General features: G+C 72.4%; 22 protein-coding genes and 1 riboswitch. Of the genes, 12 read left to right on the top strand and 10 right to left on the bottom strand.

The genetic code is table 11. The annotated features are described in order from the left end of the window. Window positions 1-4 precede the first annotated feature (4 nt). Complete coding sequence (locus tag MWU57_RS00370) at window positions 5-1,810, bottom strand: DEAD/DEAH box helicase (protein ID WP_106269230.1); 1,806 nt, start codon at window positions 1,808-1,810, stop codon at window positions 5-7. Between the two features lie 291 nt (window positions 1,811-2,101). Here MWU57_RS00370 and MWU57_RS00365 point away from each other — a divergent pair, with 291 nt between their 5' ends. The 9 genes from MWU57_RS00365 to MWU57_RS00325 all read left to right on the top strand — a co-directional run bounded on the left by MWU57_RS00365 (window position 2,102) and on the right by MWU57_RS00325 (window position 8,348). Continuing rightward, on the top strand, window positions 2,102-2,695 hold the full coding sequence (locus MWU57_RS00365; protein WP_106269298.1) for a CDP-alcohol phosphatidyltransferase family protein: 594 nt from the start codon (window positions 2,102-2,104) through the stop codon (window positions 2,693-2,695). Beyond that, on the top strand, window positions 2,692-3,570 hold the full coding sequence (locus MWU57_RS00360) for a DUF881 domain-containing protein (RefSeq protein WP_246906634.1): 879 nt from the start codon (window positions 2,692-2,694) through the stop codon (window positions 3,568-3,570). Before MWU57_RS00365 ends, MWU57_RS00360 begins: the two co-directional genes overlap by 4 nt. Further along, a complete protein-coding gene (locus MWU57_RS00355; RefSeq protein ID WP_106269232.1) occupies window positions 3,567-3,899 on the top strand; it encodes a small basic family protein in 333 nt (110 codons plus the stop codon). Before MWU57_RS00360 ends, MWU57_RS00355 begins: the two co-directional genes overlap by 4 nt. Before the next feature lie 2 nt (window positions 3,900-3,901). Beyond that, window positions 3,902-4,996, top strand: a complete 1,095-nt coding sequence (locus tag MWU57_RS00350) for a DUF881 domain-containing protein (protein ID WP_246906631.1) — start codon at window positions 3,902-3,904, stop codon at window positions 4,994-4,996. A 103-nt stretch (window positions 4,997-5,099) separates the two neighbouring features. Beyond that, window positions 5,100-5,573, top strand: coding sequence for an FHA domain-containing protein (locus tag MWU57_RS00345; RefSeq protein ID WP_106269234.1), 474 nt, complete (start codon window positions 5,100-5,102; stop codon window positions 5,571-5,573). Further along, window positions 5,570-6,316 (top strand): MerR family transcriptional regulator, encoded by a 747-nt coding sequence (locus MWU57_RS00340; protein ID WP_246906628.1) that lies wholly within the window; start codon window positions 5,570-5,572, stop codon window positions 6,314-6,316. Before MWU57_RS00345 ends, MWU57_RS00340 begins: the two co-directional genes overlap by 4 nt. Window positions 6,317-6,408: 92 nt before the next feature. Next, entirely contained in the window at window positions 6,409-6,915 is a 507-nt protein-coding gene (locus MWU57_RS00335) for a bifunctional nuclease family protein (protein ID WP_246906840.1), read from the top strand. Window positions 6,916-7,097: 182 nt separating this feature from the next. Further along, the gene (locus MWU57_RS00330; protein ID WP_246906626.1) at window positions 7,098-7,685 is read left to right on the top strand and encodes a MerR family transcriptional regulator; all 588 of its coding nucleotides are present in this window, start codon (window positions 7,098-7,100) and stop codon (window positions 7,683-7,685) included. A 3-nt stretch (window positions 7,686-7,688) separates the two neighbouring features. Further along, complete coding sequence (locus MWU57_RS00325; protein ID WP_246906624.1) at window positions 7,689-8,348, top strand: MBL fold metallo-hydrolase; 660 nt, start codon at window positions 7,689-7,691, stop codon at window positions 8,346-8,348. Between the two features lie 37 nt (window positions 8,349-8,385). Here the strand turns inward: MWU57_RS00325 and MWU57_RS00320 are convergent, their stop codons facing one another. Both MWU57_RS00320 and MWU57_RS00315 read right to left on the bottom strand, forming a co-directional pair. Further along, complete coding sequence (locus tag MWU57_RS00320; protein WP_243401072.1) at window positions 8,386-9,669, bottom strand: phosphatidylserine/phosphatidylglycerophosphate/cardiolipin synthase family protein; 1,284 nt, start codon at window positions 9,667-9,669, stop codon at window positions 8,386-8,388. 4 nt (window positions 9,670-9,673) lie between these two features. Continuing rightward, on the bottom strand, window positions 9,674-10,786 hold the full coding sequence (locus MWU57_RS00315) for a tyrosine-type recombinase/integrase (protein WP_246906622.1): 1,113 nt from the start codon (window positions 10,784-10,786) through the stop codon (window positions 9,674-9,676). A 286-nt stretch (window positions 10,787-11,072) separates the two neighbouring features. Continuing rightward, window positions 11,073-11,136, top strand: a riboswitch (guanidine-III (ykkC-III) riboswitch). A 12-nt stretch (window positions 11,137-11,148) separates the two neighbouring features. On the opposite strand from MWU57_RS00315, the gene MWU57_RS00310 reads away from it, so the two are divergent. The 3 genes from MWU57_RS00310 to MWU57_RS00300 all read left to right on the top strand — a co-directional run bounded on the left by MWU57_RS00310 (window position 11,149) and on the right by MWU57_RS00300 (window position 13,340). Then, a complete protein-coding gene (locus MWU57_RS00310; protein ID WP_106269238.1) occupies window positions 11,149-11,466 on the top strand; it encodes a multidrug efflux SMR transporter in 318 nt (105 codons plus the stop codon). 484 nt (window positions 11,467-11,950) lie between these two features. Next, on the top strand, window positions 11,951-13,066 hold the full coding sequence (locus tag MWU57_RS00305; protein WP_246906620.1) for a glycosyltransferase: 1,116 nt from the start codon (window positions 11,951-11,953) through the stop codon (window positions 13,064-13,066). Window positions 13,067-13,163: 97 nt separating this feature from the next. Beyond that, complete coding sequence (locus MWU57_RS00300; RefSeq protein WP_165800032.1) at window positions 13,164-13,340, top strand: hypothetical protein; 177 nt, start codon at window positions 13,164-13,166, stop codon at window positions 13,338-13,340. Between the two features lie 24 nt (window positions 13,341-13,364). Here the strand turns inward: MWU57_RS00300 and MWU57_RS00295 are convergent, their stop codons facing one another. From MWU57_RS00295 to MWU57_RS00265, 7 genes are all read right to left on the bottom strand, one after another. Then, window positions 13,365-13,754: a VOC family protein gene (locus MWU57_RS00295; RefSeq protein ID WP_106269243.1), complete on the bottom strand. Its 390-nt coding sequence runs from the start codon at window positions 13,752-13,754 to the stop codon at window positions 13,365-13,367. After that, the gene (locus tag MWU57_RS00290) at window positions 13,751-14,044 is read right to left on the bottom strand and encodes a helix-turn-helix transcriptional regulator (protein ID WP_106269244.1); all 294 of its coding nucleotides are present in this window, start codon (window positions 14,042-14,044) and stop codon (window positions 13,751-13,753) included. The genes MWU57_RS00295 and MWU57_RS00290 overlap by 4 nt, the downstream gene beginning before the upstream one ends. 85 nt (window positions 14,045-14,129) lie before the next feature. Then, window positions 14,130-16,517, bottom strand: a complete 2,388-nt coding sequence (locus MWU57_RS00285) for an excinuclease ABC subunit UvrA (RefSeq protein ID WP_246906619.1) — start codon at window positions 16,515-16,517, stop codon at window positions 14,130-14,132. Window positions 16,518-16,578: 61 nt separating this feature from the next. Next, on the bottom strand, window positions 16,579-17,031 hold the full coding sequence (locus tag MWU57_RS00280) for a nitroreductase family deazaflavin-dependent oxidoreductase (protein ID WP_246906617.1): 453 nt from the start codon (window positions 17,029-17,031) through the stop codon (window positions 16,579-16,581). Window position 17,032: 1 nt separating this feature from the next. Next, window positions 17,033-17,443: a VOC family protein gene (locus MWU57_RS00275; protein WP_106269247.1), complete on the bottom strand. Its 411-nt coding sequence runs from the start codon at window positions 17,441-17,443 to the stop codon at window positions 17,033-17,035. Between the two features lie 5 nt (window positions 17,444-17,448). Beyond that, the gene (locus tag MWU57_RS00270; RefSeq protein ID WP_106269248.1) at window positions 17,449-17,895 is read right to left on the bottom strand and encodes a helix-turn-helix transcriptional regulator; all 447 of its coding nucleotides are present in this window, start codon (window positions 17,893-17,895) and stop codon (window positions 17,449-17,451) included. Between the two features lie 73 nt (window positions 17,896-17,968). After that, on the bottom strand, window positions 17,969-18,907 hold the full coding sequence (locus MWU57_RS00265; protein ID WP_246906615.1) for a methylenetetrahydrofolate reductase: 939 nt from the start codon (window positions 18,905-18,907) through the stop codon (window positions 17,969-17,971). Window positions 18,908-18,991: the final 84 nt, after the last annotated feature.

The raw sequence follows: 18,991 nt of genomic DNA, 5'->3' as shown, positions 1-18,991 counted from the left end.
CGGCTCAGTGCGCGGCGTGGGCGGGCCGGCGCTCCGTGCGGGGCGCACGACGCTCCGGGGCGCCCTTGTCGACCGAGATCCGCAGCTGGCGGCCGGCGACGTTGGCGCGGCCGATGCGGTTCATCGTCGCGTCGTCCAGCGGCTTGGTGATGTCGACCAGCGAGAAGTTGCCGAAGATGTCGATCTTGCCGATGTCGCCACCGCGCAGACCGCCCTCGTTGGTCAGCGCACCGACGATGCCGCGCGGCTGGGCGCCGTGGGTGTGCCCGACGGCGATGCGGTAGCGGGTGCCCTCCGCCGGACGGCGGATGCCGCGGCCTTCGCGGTCCGCTCGCGGGTGGCGGTGCGTCCGGTCGCCGTCGCGGTCGCCGCGCTCGGCCCGCTGCGTCTCGCGGGTGCGGCCACCCTTGACCTCGGCGCGCTCCTTCTCGTGCTCCTCCTGGGCAGCACGGTGGGCAGGGCCGTCGTCGCCGACCGCGAGCGCCAGGAGCGCTGCCGCGACCTGGGCGGCGTCGGGCGCGGTCCCGTCCTCGCGGGGGGCGAGGTGCTCGCTCAGGAGCTCGGTGTACAGCTCGAGGCGGCCGGCCTCGAGCCGCGCGGGCACGGTCCCGAGGATGGTGCGGGCGCGGTGTGCGGACACGTCGCGGGGGGAGGGGACCTCCACCTCGGTGAGCTTGGCCCGGATGGTGCGCTCGATGTGCTTGAGCTTGCCCCGCTCGTGGGGGGTGACGAACGACAGGGCGCGTCCGGTGCGTCCGGCGCGGCCGGTGCGGCCGACGCGGTGGACGTAGGCCTCGGGCTCGCGGGGGATGTCGAAGTTGACGACGAGGCCGATGCGGTCGACGTCGAGCCCGCGGGCCGCGACGTCGGTGGCGACGAGGACGTCGAGGGAGCCGTTGCGCAGCCGCTCGACGATCTTCTCGCGCTCCTTCTGGGCGACGTCGCCGGAGATGGTGGCGGCGGAGACGCCGCGTTCGACGAGCGCGACCCCGACCTCTTCCGCGGCGGCGCGGGTGCGGGTGAAGACGATGGTGGCGTCGGCCTCGGAGGTGGCGAGCACGCGCACGAGCGAACCGACCTTGTGGCGGAACGGCACGACGGCGTACGTCTGCTCGACGGCGGTGACGGTGCTGGACTGCCGCGAGACGGCGACCTGGACCGGGTTGTTGAGGTGGGTGTCGGCGACGGCGCGGATGGCGGGCGGCATCGTCGCGGAGAACAGGGCGACCTGTCGCTCGGTGGCGGCCTGGCCGAAGATCTTCTCGACGTCCTCGGCGAAGCCCATGCGGAGCATCTCGTCGGCCTCGTCGAGGACGAGGAACTTGACGGTGTCGAGGTGGAGCGAGCCGCGCTCGAGGTGGTCCATGACGCGACCGGGCGTGCCGACCACGACCTGGACGCCGTCGCGCAGGGCGCGCTGCTGGGGCACGTAGGGCGCACCGCCGTAGACGGGCAGGACCCGGACGCCGGGCAGGTGGGCGGCGAAGCTCTCGACGGCGTCGGCGACCTGCATGGCGAGCTCGCGGGTCGGGGCCAGGACGAGGGCCTGGACGTGCCCGCGGGAGACGTCGGCGGCCGGGTCGAGGGCGGCGAGCAGCGGGATGCCGAAGGCCGCGGTCTTGCCGGTGCCGGTCTGGGCGACACCGGTGATGTCGCGGCCGGACAGGAGGGCGGGGATCGCCTCGGCCTGGATGGGGGAGGGGGTGGTGAAGCCGAGGTCGTCCACGGCCTTCTGCAGCGGTGCGGGAAGGTGGAGGTCGGCGAAGGTGACCTGGGGCTCGGTGGGCAGCGTGGAGTCAGGGGTGCTCATGGCGAAGGGTGACCGTTTCGTCGGGTGCGGGGGGAGTCCTGCCACGCCGTGGGGCGCGGCGGTCGCTCGGTCCCGGACACACACCTGCACCTGGCTGGCTGTCTGCTTGATCTGCCAGGGCCTACGAACACGCGGGAAGACGACGAACTCCGAATGGATTGATCCCATCGTACGGGCCGCGAGCGCCGAGCGGTGGGCCGGAGGCCGGTGAGTTTGCCCACTGCGGCAGGATCTGCCCGGCCCTGCGTAGGATGTGCGCGGCAGGGGACTCGGTGGACACAGGCGGTGATCGTGCAGGCAGGGCAGGGCGACGCGGCCGTGTGGACGGTGCCGAACGTCGTGAGCATGGTGCGCCTGGCGCTCGTCCCGGTGTTCGCGGTGCTGATCGTGTCCGGCGAGGACGTCTGGGCGTTGGTCGTGCTGGCGGTGTCGGGCGCGAGCGACTGGCTGGACGGTTACCTCGCGCGCCGGCTCGACCAGGTGACGAAGCTCGGCCAGGTGCTGGACCCTGCGGCGGACCGGTTGTTCATCCTGGTGACGCTCGTCGGTCTGCTGTGGCGTGGCGTGGTGCCCTGGTGGGTGCTGGCCGTGGTGGTGCTGCGTGACGTGCTGCTGGCCTGTCTCGCTCCGGTCCTGGCTCGTCACGGCTACGGCCCGCTGGCGGTGAGCATGGTGGGCAAGGCCGGGACCTTCGCGCTGCTGTACGCGTTCCCCCTGCTGCTGCTGGCGGAGTCGCCGGGGGTGGTGGGCACCGTCTCCCACGCGGTGGGGTGGGCGTTCGCCTGGTGGGGGATCGGTCTGTACTGGTTGGCCGGCTGGCACTATCTGGTGCAGACGCGCCGGCTGGTGCTGCGCGAGCGCGGCCGTGCGGAGGGTCGGGGATGACCGGGGTGCCGCCGGCCCGGCGGCCGGACGCGTCGATGACGCTCCTGGTCGAGGTCATGGAGAAGCCCCTGGACGCGGGGTACGCGGAGGCTGCGCGCCGCCGGGCGGAGGGCGAGGTCCCGTCGCGGGGGGCGGGTCCGTTGCTGCTCCTGCTCGTCGCCGTGCTGCTGGGGCTCATGACGGTCGCCGCCGCCCAGCAGCTGCGTGCGCCGTCGGAGGGTCCGTCGGCCCGTGAGGTGCTGGAGCAGGAGATCTCCGAGCGTCAGGCGTCGGCCGAAGCGCTGCGTGCGCAGACGGTGGCGCTCACCGAGGAGATCGAGCGGCTGCAGGCGGAGGCGCTGTCGGCCGCGGACCAAGGTCTGCTGGACCAGCTGCGGCTGGACGGCGTCGTGACGGGCACGACCGCGGTGTCCGGGCCGGGCCTGGAGCTGACGCTGAGCGACAGCGACGCGGACCTCGGCGGCGACGTCGCGCCCTCGGACACCCGGGTGCAGGCGGTGGACCTGCAGACGGTGGTCAACGCGCTGTGGGCGTCGGGTGCGGAGGCGATCAGCGTGGGCGACCAGCGGCTGACGTCGCTGTCGGCGATCCGGCACGCGGGCGAGGCGATCCTGGTCGATCTGGTACCCCTGCCGGGCCCGTCGTACGTGGTGCGTGCCATCGGTGACCCGGAAGGCATGCAGGCCGCGTACGCTCGGACCGGCGCTCCGGCGTACACCCAGTACCTCTCTTCGGAGTGGGGTATCGGGTCGAGCATGAACCCCGTGGACGAGATCGACCTGCCGAGCGTGGGTGGGCAGGGTCTGCGGTACGCAGAACCGTGGGAGCCGGACGTGGAAGACAGCGTGGAAGACAGCCAGGAGGAGAGTCCATGATCGCCGTGGTCGGTCTGGTGATCGGTGTGGTGGCAGGGCTCGTCCTGCACCCGACGGTGCCGGTCGCGCTGCAGCCGTACCTGCCGATCGCCGTCGTGGCGGCGCTCGACGCGCTCTTCGGGGGGCTGCGCGCCAAGCTCGACGGGCTGTTCGACGACAAGGTGTTCGTCGTGTCCTTCCTGTCGAACGTCCTCGTGGCGGCGTTCATCGTCTTCCTCGGCGACCAGCTGGGTGTCGGTTCGCAGCTGTCGACGGCGGTGGTGGTCGTGCTCGGCATCCGGATCTTCTCGAACGCCGCGTCGATCCGACGGCACCTGTTCAGGGCGTGAGCATGAGCGACGAGCACCGCGAGCGCGACGGGTCGCAGGACACTCCTGCGACCCCGGACGACGCCACGACACCGGAGGGCGCGCAGGAGGGCTCCGAGGCGACGGAGCCTGCCGAGCCGGACCGCGCGGACGACGCCGACGCCCACGGGCCTGCCGGGCCGTCGGACGAGCCGTTGGACCCCCTCGACCTGTCGGTGCCCGTGGCCTCGATCGTCGGCCCGGACGGTGGGGACCCACCGCGCGAGACGTCCGCCGGCAGCGTGCCGGGGACCTGGCCGGGCCCCGGGACGGGATCGGTCCCGGCGGTGTCCGCGGTGGTGCCGCCGGAGCCGCAGGCGGACCGCGAGGACGTGGCCCCGCCGGACGGGCCGCCACCGGCCGGCGGCTGGCGTGCGCTGGCCGGTGCGATGCGCCCGCGGGCCAACAGGTCCCAGCTGCTCGCCGCCGTGCTGTGCGCTGCGCTCGGCTTCGCCCTCGTCGTCCAGGTGCAGCAGTCCGCCCAGGACCCGCTGTCGTCCGCCCGGCAGGACGACCTCGTCCGGCTCCTGGACGAGGTGACGCAACGCTCCGAGCAGCTCGCCGACCAGGTCGCCGAGCTGTCGCGCACACGCGACGAGCTGCAGTCGGGCACCGGTCAGGCCCAGGCGGCGGTCGACCTCGCGCAGGAGCGCGCGGGCACCGAGGGCATCCTGTCCGGGCGGCTGCCCGCCGTCGGTCCCGGGGTCGAGATCGTCGTCCGCGACCCGGACGGGCTCGTGGACGCCGCCAAGATGTTCAACGTGCTCGAGGAGCTGCGCAACGCGGGAGCCGAGGTGGTCGAGCTCGACGGCGTGCGTCTGGTGACCTCGACGTGGTTCCGCGACACCGACGAGGGGATCGTCGTCGACGACCAGGTGCTCGATTCGCCGTACCGGTGGACCGTCATCGGCGACCCCTCGACGCTCAGCCCCGCCCTGGAGATCCCCGGCGGCGCCCTGGCGACGCTGCGGACGGCCGGTGCCGAGGCCACGATCACACAGCACGACGAGGTCGAGGTGACGGCGGTGCGCGAACCTCCCGAGCCGCAGTACGCGACACCGCAGGGACCAGAGGGATGACCTGCGCACGCCGTCGCGTGCGGCTTCCCGCCACGACCGGTGAGAGGGTAGGTTTGACGGACGACGGCGCACGTCGGACCGCCCGACCCAGCCAGGAGGACTGATGACGGACCCCCGCGCACTCCCGCACGAGACGGGTGCTGACACCACGGCCCACCTCGGCCGGCTCGGCGCGCCCGCGGAGGAGCAGGCCCCCCGGATCCCCCTGACCGCCGAGGAGGCTGCGGCCGTGGCCGCGCTGCCCCGGCACTCCGCCCTGCTGGTGGTGCAGTACGGCTCCGGCGCGGTCGGCGAACGGTTCCTCCTCGACTCCGACCGGACCGTCGCCGGCCGTAGCGAGCGGGCGGACATCTTCCTCGACGACGTGACGGTGTCGCGCAAGCATGCCGAGTTCGTGCGGGAGGGCGACCGGTTCGTGGTCCGTGACATCGGGTCGCTGAACGGCACCTACGTCAACCGCGACCGCATCGACGCCGCGACGCTCACCACGGGCGACGAGGTCCAGATCGGCAAGTTCCGCATGTCCTTCCACGCGAGCCCGCAGGCGCCGCGGGACCACCAGGCGCCGGTCCCGTGAGCGTCGGGGCCGGGGTCGAGCCGGCCCCCGAGCCCGACGACGCCCAGGAGCCCTGGCCGCGCGGGATATCACGGCAGGCCTCGATGCGGATCTCGGACGTCCTCGCCCAGCTGCGCGGCGACTTCCCGTCCGTGTCCCACTCCAAGCTGCGCTTCCTCGAGGAGCAGGGGCTGATCACACCCGTCCGCACGCCGGCCGGCTACCGCCAGTACAGCCCTGCGGACGTGGAACGGTTGCGCTTCGTGCTCGCCGAGCAGCGCGACTCCTACCTGCCGCTGAAGGTCATCAAGGAACGGCTGGCCGCGATGGACGCGGGCGAGCCCGCGCCCGGACCGGCGCCGCGCCTCGCCGCGGACGCCGGGGCGACGACCGACGCCGCGCGTCGCCGCTGGACCGTCGAGTCGGTCTGCGACGCGACGAGCACACCGCCCGAGTTCGTCCGGGCGCTCATCACGGCGGGGCTGCTGCGCACCTCCTCGGGATACCTCGACGCCGGAGCGCCCGAGGTGGTGCGCCTGGCCACCCGGCTGGCCGAGCACGGCATCGAGCCCCGGCACCTACGACCGCTGCGCTCGTCGGCCGACCGCCACGTCGGCCTCGTCGACCAGGTCGTCGCGCCCTACCGCAGCCAGCAGGCCGCGGACGGTCGCGCGCACGCCGCCGGCCTGGCCGAAGAGCTCGGCGACCTCGTCGCCCGGCTGCACGCCGCCTGGGTCCGCGAGGGCACCTCGTCCCTCGGCTGAACCCGACCGGCCGGACACGTCGTCTCTGGGGGCGCGCGGACCCGTGCCGTAATACCGTGGAACGCGTGGAGAGCGACGACGCGGAGGCACCGATGGTGCCGGTCGAGGTGCTCGGGGTCCGGCAGCAGCAGCGTGACCAGGAGATCGTGGTCCTGCTGTTCGACACCGCGGCCGAGCTTGCCGTGCCCATCGTGATCGGCGCCCGCGAAGCCTCCGCCATCGCCATGGCGCAAGCAGGCGTGGCGACGCCCCGTCCCATGACCCACGACCTCCTGCGAGACCTGCTCGGTGCCGTGGGCGTCGACCTGGACCGCGTCGAGATCGTCGCCCTCGACGGTGGGATCTTCTTCGCCGAGCTCGTCCTGTCCACCGGCGTCCGGCTCGACTCGCGGGCTTCCGACGCGATCGCCCTGGCGGTCCGCACCGAGAGCCCCGTGCTCTGCTCGGCCGAGGTGGTGGCAGCCGCCGGCGTCGAGGTCGTCGACCTGGACCAGCAGAAGGAGGTCGAGAAGTTCCGCAACTTCCTCGACCACGTCACCGCCGAGGACTTCACCACACCCGAGGGGCCGAGCGATCTCGGCGACGACACGCCACCTTGACCCTCAGGTTCAGCCTGAAGGTCGCGGGTTATGGTGTCCAGGAACCCTCTACCAGCGGTTCACGGTCGCCACGACAGGTCACGGTTCAGCACCGGTCCGCGACACGCCGAACGTCTCGAGCGCAACGTCGTTGACGCCCCCCGGGGGCGGTCCTAGCGTGGAATCGACATCTTGGAGGCACAGTGAACAGCAGCGGTGAGGCGAGCGTCGAGGTCAGCGCAGCGCCGACCGGCGCCCAGGGACTTCTCTTCGGTGAGGACCTCACGGAGCAGGACGGCGGCACCGGGTACCGCGGGACCACGGCCTGCCGGGTCGCGGGCATCACCTATCGGCAGCTCGACTACTGGGCGCGCACCGGTCTGGTCGAGCCGTCGATCCGACCGGCGAGCGGCTCCGGCACGCACCGGCTGTACAGCTTCCGCGACGTCCTGGTGCTCAAGGTCGTCAAGCGGCTGCTCGACACGGGGGTGTCGCTGCAGCAGATCCGCAGCGCCGTCACCCACCTGCGCGAGCGCGGCGTCGACGACCTGGCCCAGATCACGCTCATGAGCGACGGTGCGTCCGTCTACGAGTGCACCTCGCCGGACGAGGTCGTGGACCTCGTGCAGGGCGGCCAGGGCGTCTTCGGCATCGCCGTGGGCCGGGTCTGGCGCGAGATCGAGGGCACGCTGTCCCAGATGCCGACCGAGTCGCTCGAGGACGAGGGCGACGACGGACCGCACGGGGAGGACGAGCTCGCCGCACGCCGGCGGGCACGTCACGTCGGCTGACCGGTGCGCCTGACGTTCCACGGGCACGCCTGCGTCAGCATCTCGGGCGCCGGGACCCGCGTCGTGATCGACCCCGGCACGCTGGCTGATGCTCGCGGGGCGCTGGCGGGCGCCAGCGGGGTGCTGATCACCCACGAGCACCCGGACCACCTGGACGTCGAGGCCGTCGTGGAAGCACTGCGGGGCGACGCCACGCTCACGGTGCGCGGCACCGACGGAGTCGTCGAGGCGCTGCGCGACGCCGGGATGCCCGGCGAACGTGCGCAGGCGGCCGAACCGGGCGAGGAGCTGGCGCTCGGTGCCGCCTGGGTGCTCGTCGGCGGCGGCGACCACGCCCCGATCCACCCGCGGCTGCCGCTGATCGCCAACCGGACGTACACCGTCGCGCTCGACGGTGCCACGGTCCACCACCCCGGGGACTCGTTCGACGTACCCGCCGGCGCCCTGGACGTGCTGTGCCTGCCCGTGTCCGGGCCGTGGCTGCGGCTGTCCGAGGTCATCGACGTCACCCTGGCCGCGAGCGCCCGCACCGTCGTCCCGGTGCACGACGCGCTGCTGAGCGAGACGGGCCACCAGCTGACGCGGCGATGGCTGGACACCGGGCGCATCGGCGGCGAGCACGTGTACCGCCGCCTCGCCGCGGGGGAGTCCTTCGAGGTGTGACGCCGGCTCGCTCGTCCCGCGAGCCGGCGTGGCGGGCTCAGAGCAGCGGCTCGAGCGGCTCCAGCACCCGCTCGGCGACCTTCGTCAGCAACGAGCGTTCCCGCCACTCGTCGTAGGTGAGCTCGTGGGAGTTGCTCTCGTCCATGCGGAACACCTCCTCGAGCGTGCTCGCCACGCCGGCGTCGACGATCTCGAGGTTGATCTCGTAGTTGCCGGTGAGGCTGAGCCGGTCGATGTTCGCGGTGCCCACGGTGGACCAGCGGCCGTCGATGGTGGCCGTCTTGGCGTGGACCATCGCCCCCTCGTACAGCATGATCCGCACCCCGCCGCGCAGGAGCTTGGTGTACCGGCCGCGGGCGAGCCAGTCGGCCAGGGAGTGGTTGGAACGTTCGGGGACGAGCACGCGCACGTCCACCCCGCGGGCGGCGGCGGCGAGCAGCGCCTTGAGGATGTCGCGGTCGGGGATGAAGTAGGCCTGGGTGATGTAGATGTGGCTCGTCGCCCTGTCGATCGCGTCGAGGTAGAGACCCCGGATAGGAAAGACGAGGTCGCTGGGGGCGTTGCGGGCCGCTCTGAGGCTGGGCTGCCAGTGCTCGGCGCCCTTGTCCTGCAGCACCGGGTGCTTGTGGGTGCGCCAGCGGTTCCAGAAGTCGACGAAGGCGTTCTGCAGCTCCCACGCCGCCCGGCCCTCCAGCCGGATGTGGGTGTCGCGCCACTTGGTGGCGTACTCCTCGCCGATGTTGTAACCACCCACGAACGCCACCTCGTCGTCGACGACGAGGATCTTGCGGTGGTCCCGCCCGGAGCGTCGCACGTCGAGCGTGAGCAGGCCCGGGCGCAGGGCGGGGAACCGCAGGACGTGGACCTGCGGCGGGAAGTGGAAGAACGATTGGGGCACGACGAGGTTGGCGAAGCCGTCGTAGACGACGTAGACCTCGACGCCGCGCGCGGCGGCCTCGGAGATCGCCCGCTTGAAACGCTCGCCGGTGTCGTCGCCCTTCCAGATGTAGGTCTCGAGGAAGACGGTGTGCCGGGCGCCGTCGATCGCCTCGAGCATCGCCTCGTAGAGGTCGTCACCGTAGGTGTACAGCGTCGCGGTGGTGCCGTCGATCTCCGTCGACATCGGTGCGGCGGTCGGGAACTTGCTGTCGAGGGGGTACCGCTGGCCGCGGATCTTGTCGGTGACCATGACCGCGGCACCGGCCGTCAGCGGGACGGCGGCGGCCAGGATCGCGGCACGCCGGGCGGCCTTGCCGATGCGTCGCCAGTCGACCTGGATGTGGACCGGGAGAGCGAGGGACTGCTGCTGCGGGCTGGGCACGTCCTCACGCTAGCGGCGTCGAGGCCGTCGCGCCTGGTGATTCGGCCGCGACGGCGTGTGAGGCGTCCCGCAGGGAGTCCGCGAGGGGGTGGGTGCGGATGGCTGCGGCGAGCTCGCCGTCGATGCGGTCGAGGTAGGCGCCGGTCGTGGCGATCGAGGCGTGGCCGAGGAGCTCGGCGACCACCTTGACGTCCCACCCGTCGGCGACGAGGAGCGTCGCGGTGGTGTGGCGCAGCGCGTGCGGGGTGGCGGGGCGCCGGTAGGCCTCGGGCATGCGCGCGACGGCGCGTGCCAGCAGGGCACGGATCGCCTGGGTGTCGAGCCGACGACCCCGCCACGACAGCAGGAGCGCGCGTTGGGCGTCGGCGTCCTCGGGTCGGCGGGCGGCCAGCTGCGGTCGCAGGCCCGTCAGGTAGCTCTCGAGGGCGGTCGCCAGCGGAGGGCTCAGCGCCACCGTCCTGGTCGAGCCGCCCTTGCCGACGATGCGCCAGCGGGTCTCGTCCGGTTCCCGGGTGAGATCGGCGACGTCGGCGCGGGCGAGCTCGGAGACGCGGGGCCCGAGGACGATCAGCAGCGCGACCACGAGGCGGTCCCGGGCCGCGAGCGCCTGGTCGGCGCGGGCGGTGCGAGCCGGGCCCGGGTGGTCGGCGGCCTCCTGGACGGTGGTCACGAGGGCCTGCGCGGCGGAGGCCGAGAGCGCGGTCCGTTCGACACGCAGCCGCTCGCGCACCTTGGCGGGCGGTGCGGCCCACTGCATCGGGTCGGCCTGCACCCAGCAGTGCCGGGCGGCCGACGAGAAGAACCGGGTCACGGACTGGCGGAAGCGGTTGACGGTGGCGGTGGAGCGGCCGGGGGCGCCCTTGCGGCGGGGGTCGGTGTACCGCCCGTCCGGGCCTGACTGGTAGCGCACGAGAGCGTCGTCGACGTCGTCGCCGGTGACGTCGTCGAGCACGCGGTCGGGGCCGAGGAGGCGGGCGAGCTCGGCCACGTCGCGCGCGTAGGAGCGTTCGGTGGCGGGGGAGAGGACGCCACGGACCGTCTCGACCCGCACCGACGCGAGGTAGCGGTCCGCCGCCTGGGCGACGGTGAGCCGTTCGAGCCGGGGCGGCGCGACCATCGTGTTCCTCCTGTCCGACCTCTGGCGGCCTGGGATGACCGGGGGAGCGCAGGCTTGTGACCTGCACCGTCATCGTCGTCAGGGTAGACGCCGGCACCGACAGTGACGGCAGGGAGGAGGACTTGACCGGGACGGAACCACTGTGTTGTGGCATACACAATGGTTTGAGCCGAATGTCCGTTTCAGTGTAGCCCGGGACGCGCACGGTGGCCAGATGGTGACCGGATGGTGAGTCAGCTCGCCGGGCGCGCCGTCGACGGGCCGCCGAGCCGTGCGATGATCGGGTCCAGAGCCTGACACGGCTCCCGGACGAGGGTTGCCGTACCCGGAACGCGACAAGACGGCATCGGGGAGTGAGTGTCATGTCATGGATCGTCCTGGTCGTCTCGGGGATGCTGGAGGCCGTGTGGGCCACGGCGCTCGGCCGCTCCGAGGGATTCTCGCGGCTCGTGCCCAGCATCGTGTTCGCGGTCAGCCTGACGGCCAGCATGGCCGGCCTGGCGTACGCGCTGCGCGAGCTGCCGGTCGGCACGGCGTACGCCGTCTGGGTCGGCATCGGCGCGTCGTTGACGGCCGGCTACGCGATGGCGACCGGCGCCGAGCCGGTGACCGTCGTCCGGATCGTGCTCATCCTGGGCATCGTCGCGTGCGTGGCGGGCCTGAAGCTGACGACGCACTGACACGCTGCGGGGGGAGCGACCGGCGGCCGCTGTCGGCCGCTTCTTCCACCCAAAATGACATAATGTGCATTATCGGCGGTCCACTGAACCTCCGACGCGGCGGCCTCTGCCGACATCCACAGGTCCCGAGCACCACCAGAACGGCTCGCCCCCGCGTTGGCGTCGCCCACCGCCTGGCAGGCTTCGCGAGGTGTCGCCTGCCAGCGAGCTCGCACCTCACGAGCTCGCACCTCATCCAGTCAGAGCCGAAACGCCGAGCGGCGGTCGGGCGCTGACGGGCCACCCGAGCCGCACGTCGGTCGACGCCGCCCTGATCGCATCTTGAGGTCCCCCGGCGTCGACGCCGTCGGCGCCTTGAGCAACTGAGCGAGCCGCGACGATCCAGCGCGAGAACACGCGCTGACCTGCGCACTTCCCGACGGCAGCCTGAGATCGCTCGCCGAGGCTTCGTATCGACCGCACAACGTCGACCTCGGAGCCCACGGTGAACACCTCGTCGAACCGCCCGCAGCGCCACCTCGCTCAGCCGGACCACGCCGTCGGCGAGACCGGCCCGCGCGTCGTCGTGATCATCCCCGCCCACGACGAGCAGGACGCGCTGCCGGACACGATCGCCTCGCTGCGGCTCCAGACCCGCCGGCCCGACCGCGTGCTCGTCGTCTCCGACAACAGCACGGACGCCACCGTCGCCGTGGCGCGGGCGGCGGGCGCCGAGGTCATGGAGTCGGTGGCCAACACCGCCCGCAAGGCCGGCGCGCTCAACCAGGCGATCAGCACGGTCGGCGAGGACGTCGTCATGGTGCTCGACGCCGACACGACCATCGCGCCCACGTTCATCGAGGAGGGCCTCGCCGTCCTCGCCGCGGAGCCGCGGGTGGCCGCCGTCGGCGGCGTGTTCCGCGGACGCCCGCCGGTCGGCTACCTGCAGCGCTGCCAGGCCAACGAGTACACGCGCTACGGCGTCCAGGTCGACGTTACGGGCCGTACCGCGGTGCTGACCGGGACCGCGGCGCTGGTGCGCCGCAGCGCGCTCGACGAGGTCGCGGCCGCGCGCGGCACCACGCTGCCGGGCCGGCGCGGCGACGTGTACGACCGCGACGCGATCACCGAGGACTCGGAGCTGACGCTCGCGCTGCGGACCCTCGGCCACGAGCTGCGCTCCCCCGTCACCATGAGCTGCACCACCGAGCTCATGCCGACCGCCGGCGACCTGCACCGCCAGCGCGTGCGTTGGTACAAGGGCATGCTCGACAACCTGGCCGCCTACGGTGTGACCCGGACGACCGCCCGCTACATCGGCCAGCAGGTCATGCTCGTCGTCGGCACGCTGATGATGACGGCGTTCCTCCTGCTCACCGTCGTCACGGTCGTCACGGGAACCTTCGTGCTGTCCCCGCTCTGGGCGGGCGTCGGCCTGGTGTTCGCCGTCGAGCGACTGGTGACCGTCTGGAGCGCCGGGCGCCGGGCACGGCTCCTCGCGGCGCTCGTGCTGCCCGAGCTCGTCTACGACCTCGCGCTGCAGCGGGCGTTCGTCCACGCCGCGGCGCTGTTCCTCGGCCGCCGCCAGACCACCTGGAACCACGTCACCGCCGTCGCCTGAGCGGCGCCACTCCCCCGTCTTTTCTGCCCGCAGGACCACCGGGCGCGGTAGACCGCGCCCGGACACCGAAGAAGACAACCCCCAGAAGGAGCTCGCCATGTACCACTCCACCGTTGCCCAGACCGCGCCCGTCCTCGCCGCCACCGGTGTCGCCGCCGCCTTCCACGTCGTCGCGGCCTGGACGCTGCTCGTCGCCGGCCTCGCCCTGATCACGACCGCACGCGTCCTGCGTCGGCGCCACCAGCGTGCCGTCGTCGCCCGGCAGAGCTTCTGACCGGCTGGTCCGTTCGCCGGATCCCTAGGCCGGGCCGGCGATCTGGACCAGGTTGCCGCAGGTGTCGTCGAAGACGGCCGTGGTGACCGGTCCCATCGTCAGCGGCTCCTGGGTGAACCGCACGCCCAGGCCCCGCAGCCGCTCGCACTCCGCGCGCACGTCGTCGACGGCGAACTGGGCCAGCGGGATGCCGTCCGCGACGAGAGCCTCGCGGTAGGGCGCGACCGCCGGGTGTCCGGCGGGCTCCAGGAGCAGCTCGGTGCCGTCAGGGTCGTCGGGCGCCACGACGGTCAGCCACCGGTCGCTCTCCCCCAGCGGGACGTCGTGCTTGGTCCGGAAGCCGAGGATGTCGGTGTAGAAGGCGTGCGCCGTGGCCTGGTCGTCGACGAACACGCTGGTCAGCTGGATCTTCATGGGGTGGTCTCCGGTTCGTCGGGAAGAGGCCACCGCGCAGCGATGTGCCGCAGCGGCGCGGTGTCCAGGTCGTGGAACTTGTAGCGGCCCTCCCGTCGGCTCCTGACGAGCCCGGCGGCCTCGAGCACCGCGAGGTGCTGCGAGACGGCCTGCCGCGAGATCGTGAGCCGATGCTTCACGGCGAGCCGTCCGCAGATCTCGAACAGCGTCTGCCCTGATCTCTCGGCGAGCTCGTCGAGGATCGTGCGGCGGGTCGGGTCGGCCAGCGCCTTGAAGAGATCGTCGGCCATGCCCCGACGATAGGCAAGTGCCGACTTGCCTGTCAAGGTGCGCTGTCCCTGCCCCTGCGCACCCCCTCGTGCGCGAGCAGGGCGCTCAGGCGCCGACGTACCGGGCCAGGTGCTCCCCCGTCAGCGTGGACCGGTCCGCCACGAGCTCGGCGGGCGTGCCCTCGAAGACGACCGTGCCGCCGTCGTGCCCCGCGCCGGGCCCGATGTCGATGATCCGGTCGGCGTGCGCCATGACCGCCTGGTGGTGCTCGATGACGATCACCGACTTGCCGGACTCCACGAGCCGGTCGAGCAGCCGCAGGAGGTTCTCGACGTCGGCCAGGTGCAGACCGGTGGTGGGTTCGTCGAGGATGTACACCCCGCCGCGCTCCCCCATGCGCATGGCGAGCTTGAGGCGTTGACGCTCGCCGCCCGACAGCGTGTTCAACGGCTGCCCCAGGTGGATGTAGCCGAGGCCCACGTCCTGCAGGTGGGCGAGCGTCGTCGCCACGGCGGGGATCCTGGCCTCACCGGCCGCGAAGAAGTCGTGCGCCTGCGCCACGGACAGGTCGAGCACCTCGGCGATGTTCTTGCCGCCGAGGGTGTACTCGAGCACCTCGGCCATGAACCGCTTGCCGCCGCAGTCCTCGCAGGGGCTCTCGACGGTCTCCATGAAGCCGAGCTCGGTGTAGATGCGCCCGTTGCCCTTGCAGGTGGGGCAGGCGCCCTCGGAGTTCGCGCTGAACAGGGCGGGCTTGACGCCGTTGGCCTTGGCGAAGGCCTTGCGGACGGGCTCCAGCAGGCCGGTGTAGGTGGCCGGGTTCGAGCGCCGGGACCCCTTGATGGCGCCCTGGTCGACGACGACGACGCCGTCCCGGTCGGCGAGGTTGCCGTGGATCAGCGAGCTCTTGCCGGATCCGGCGACACCGGTCACGACGGTGAGGACGCCGGTGGGTACGTCGACGTCCACGCCGCGCAGGTTGTTCTGCGACGCCCCGCGGATCTCGAGCGCGCCGTCGGGCTCGCGGACGGTGTCCTTGACGCTGACGCGGTAGTCGAGGTGCCGGCCGGTGAGGGTGTCGCTGGTCCGCAGCCCCTCGACGGTGCCCTCGAAGCAGATCGTCCCGCCATCGGTCCCCGCCCTCGGTCCGAGGTCGACGACGTGGTCGGCGACGGCGATGGCCTCGGGCTTGTGCTCGACCACGAGCACGGTGTTGCCCTTGTCGCGCAGGTCGACCAGCAGGTTGTTCATGCGTGCGATGTCGTGCGGGTGCAGCCCGATGGTCGGCTCGTCGAAGACGTACGTGACGTCGGTCAGGGCGGAGCCGAGGTGGCGGATCATCTTGGTGCGCTGCGCCTCTCCCCCGGACAGCGTCCCGGCGGGCCGGTCCAGCGAGAGGTAGCCGAGGCCGATCTCGACGAACGCGTCGAACAGGTGCAGCAGGCTGCGGACCAGGGGGGCGACGCCGGGGTCGCCGATGCTGCGCACCCACTGCGCGGCGTCGGTGATCTGCATCGCGCACACCTCGGCGATGGTGCGGCCCTCGACCTTGGCCGATCGTGCCGAGGCGTTGAGCCGGGTGCCCTCGCACGCCGGGCACGGACCGAACACGGCCGCCCGCTCGACGAACCGCCGCAGGTGAGGCTGCAGCGACTCCGGGTCCTTGGAGAACAACGACTCGCGCAGCTTGGGGATCAGGCCTTGATAGGTCATGTTCATGCCCAGAGCCTTGACCTTGCCCTTCTCGCGGTACAGCAGGTCGTGGCGCTCGGCCTCGGTGTAGTCGCGCACCGGCTTGTCACCGTCGACGAACCCGGACTCCGAGAAGCCCTTGACCATCCAGCCGTCGGCCTTGTAGCCGGGCACGAGGATGGCCCCGTCGCGCAAGGACCGCGACTCGTCGAGGATCACGGACAGGTCGAGGTCGGAGACGGTCCCCCGCCCCTCGCACTCGGGGCACATCCCGCCGAGGTAGACCTGGTCGCGCACCACCTTCTTCTCGGTCTTGCCGTCGGCCTTGTCGGTGGCGAAGACCCCGCTCGCCCTGGACGTGGGGATGTTGAAGGAGAACGCGGTGGGCGGGCCGACGTACGGCTCGCCCACCCGGCTGAACAGGTTGCGCAGCATGGCGTTGGCGTCGGTCACCGTCCCGACGGTCGAGCGCACGTTGGCGCCCATGCGCTCCTGGTCGACGAGGATGGCGGTGGTGATCCCCTCGAGGAGGTCGACGTCCGGCCGGGGCAGGGACGGCATGAAGCCCTGCACGAACGTGGAGTAGGTCTCGTCGATGAGCCGGCGCGACTCGGCGGCGATGGTGGCGAACACCAGGGAGCTCTTGCCGGATCCCGACACCCCCGTGAACACGGTCAGACGCCGTTTGGGCAGGTCGACGTCGATGCCGCGCAGGTTGTTCTCGCGAGCGCCCTGGACCCGGATGACGTCGTGGGCGTCGGCCGGGTGGGCGGGGACCTGCTCGGGGGTGCTGGGAGCCATGCTGGGGGTCTCCTTCGTGGGGCGTGGTGCGCCGGCGACGGCGCCCTGCGGCGTGCTCAGGCTAGCGGCGGGCGAGCCGCACCACCGGGTAGGTGCGCGAGGTCTTGGTCTGGTACCTGGCCAGGCTGCGGACGGCCTGCGTCAGCCGCGCCCAGGCGGCGTCACGCTCTGCGCCGGCGAGCACGTGCGGCGTGATGCCGGTCGGTTCGCTCCCGTGCACCTCGACGGCGGCCGCCTCGGGGTGCGCCAGCAGGTTCTCGTACCAGTCCGGGTGGCGCTCACCCCCTCCGGAGGCGACGACGACCCAGCCGCCGGTGCCGTCGTCGACGTACGCCAGCGGGTTCTGCCGTCGCGAGCCGCTGCGCCGCCCGACGGTGTGCAGCACGAGGAGCTCCATGCCCATCCGGGTGCCGCCGTGGGTGCGGATCTTGTCGACGGTGCGCGCGTTGGCGGTGTGCTGGAGCCAGCGGGAGAACCTCCCGGGGCGTCTCGTGGTGGTCGTGGCGGTGGCCACGTCACTTCACCTCGTCGATGCGGACCATGTTGCCGGCGGGGTCGCGGAAGGCGCAGTCGCGCACTCCCCACGGCTGCTCGGCCGGTTCGGACGCGACCTCGGCGTCGGCGGCCGCGAGGCGCTCGAAGGTGCCGTCGAGGTCGCGGGTGGCCAGGATGATGGACTGGTAGGCGCCCTTGGCCATGAGCTCGGCGATGGTGCGGCGCTCGTCCTCGGTGACGCCGGGGTCGGCGGCGGGCGGCGTGAGGACGAGGCGGACGTCGGGCTGCGCCGGGGAGACGAGGGTGAGCCAGCGCATGGCGCCCTGGCCGACGTCGCCCTGGAGCTCGAAGCCGAGCAGGTCGCGGTAGAACGCCAGGGAGGCGTCCGGGTCGGTGTGCGGGAGGAACGTGGTGTGAATGGTGATGTCCATGCCCCTCACGCTAGGTGTGCCCGTACCCCCGGCGCTTCTCGATTCCTGATCGGTCTGGCGACCTGCTTCGTCACGCACGACGGCAGCTCGTCGGCGTCCCGGGCGCGACGGCGGTACTCGCTGGGCGGCATGCCCACCAGCTCGGTGAACCGGGTGCTGAACGTCCCGAGCGAGGAGAACCCGACGGCGAAGCAGGCGTCGGTGACGGTGTGGTCGCCGCGGCGCAGCAGGGCCATCGCCCGTTCCACCCGGCGTGTCATGAGATAGCTGTACGGGGCCTCGCCGTACGCGGCCTTGAACTGGCGGCTCAGGTGCCCGGCGGACAGCCCGACGTCGGCCGCGAGCGCCGGGACGTCGAGGGGGCTGGCGTACTCGCGGTCGATGCGGTCGCGCACGCGGCGCAGGAGTGCGAGGTCGCGCAGGTGCTGGTCGGTGGCGCTGCGGGTGCTCACGTGGTCGATGCTGCCATGTCGTGGGCCCTCCGGCCGGGGTGCGCTCCGCGGGGTCGGTGGGTCAGGGGCCGGTTCAGAGGACGGCGTGCCGGCCGGCGTGGGAACGGGCCTGCAGGTGCGCGGCGAGGCGGACGGAGGCCTCGATCTCGGCGCGCCGGATGGACACGGACTCCACGTTGAACCCGTAGGGGATCTGGTGGCGGGTGCAGAACTGGGCGAGGTCCTCGGCGATGGCCGTGCACTGGTCGAAGGAGGTGGCCAGCGGGTCGTCCGTGTGGTGCAGGTCGTTGCGCATCCAGCCCGGCACGTGCACGCCGAGCCACTCCAGGAACTCGAGGGTCTTGGGCGAGCCGCACACCGAGAGGGTGAAGACGACCGGTACGGCTTGCTGCCCGTCGTCGCGGCAGGCGTAGTGGTAGTCCGAGACCATCGACTTCGCGGCGCCGACGTCGTAGACGACCTGGGTGACGAAGAAGCCGACGCCGGCGGCCTGCTTGCGGCGCATGCGCAGGTGCTCGTCGCCGCGCGACTCGTGCCGCTCGGGGATCGCCACTCCCCCGAGCGGCAGGTCCGGAGCGTGCTCGCGGCACAGCCGCTGGGCCTCGCCGAGCGTGGTGCGTACGGCGCTGTCGCCGGACGAGGCGCCCACCAGCACGGTGCTGACCTGGTGCGGGTCCTGGGCGGTGACCCAGTCCGCCAGCTCGGCGGGGCTGTACTTGCCGGCGCTGCGGTAGACGACCACGGGTCGCTGCCAGCGGGTCAGGTAGCGGCTGCGGAACTCGGCCGGGTCGAGGGTGGGCAGGTAGGGGAAGGGGCGCTCGTCGGGGTTGCGGTCGGTCTCGTCGTCGATGTCGTACAGCACGAGCGCGTCGAGGTCGAGGCCGGCCAGCCGTTCGAGGGTGCGGTCGGCGATGCGCTGGGCGTCGGCGGGGGTCGTGGTGCGCCGCGGCGGCGTGATCGCGAACATCAGCAGCCCGTCCGGTCGCCGACGGACCTGCTCGGTGAGTTCCACGTGTCCTCCTGTGTGCTGCTCGCGCCAGGTCTGTGCGGGCATCGTGGCACGGGAGCCGGGCGGGCACGCGCCGGGCACCGCGAT

The sequence above is a fragment of the Isoptericola sp. S6320L genome (assembly GCF_023015685.1).
In the GTDB taxonomy this organism is placed as follows: domain Bacteria; phylum Actinomycetota; class Actinomycetes; order Actinomycetales; family Cellulomonadaceae; genus Isoptericola; species Isoptericola halotolerans_A.
The sequence above is the reverse complement of the archived record's forward strand: the minus strand, read 5'-3'. Positions and strand labels throughout refer to the sequence as shown.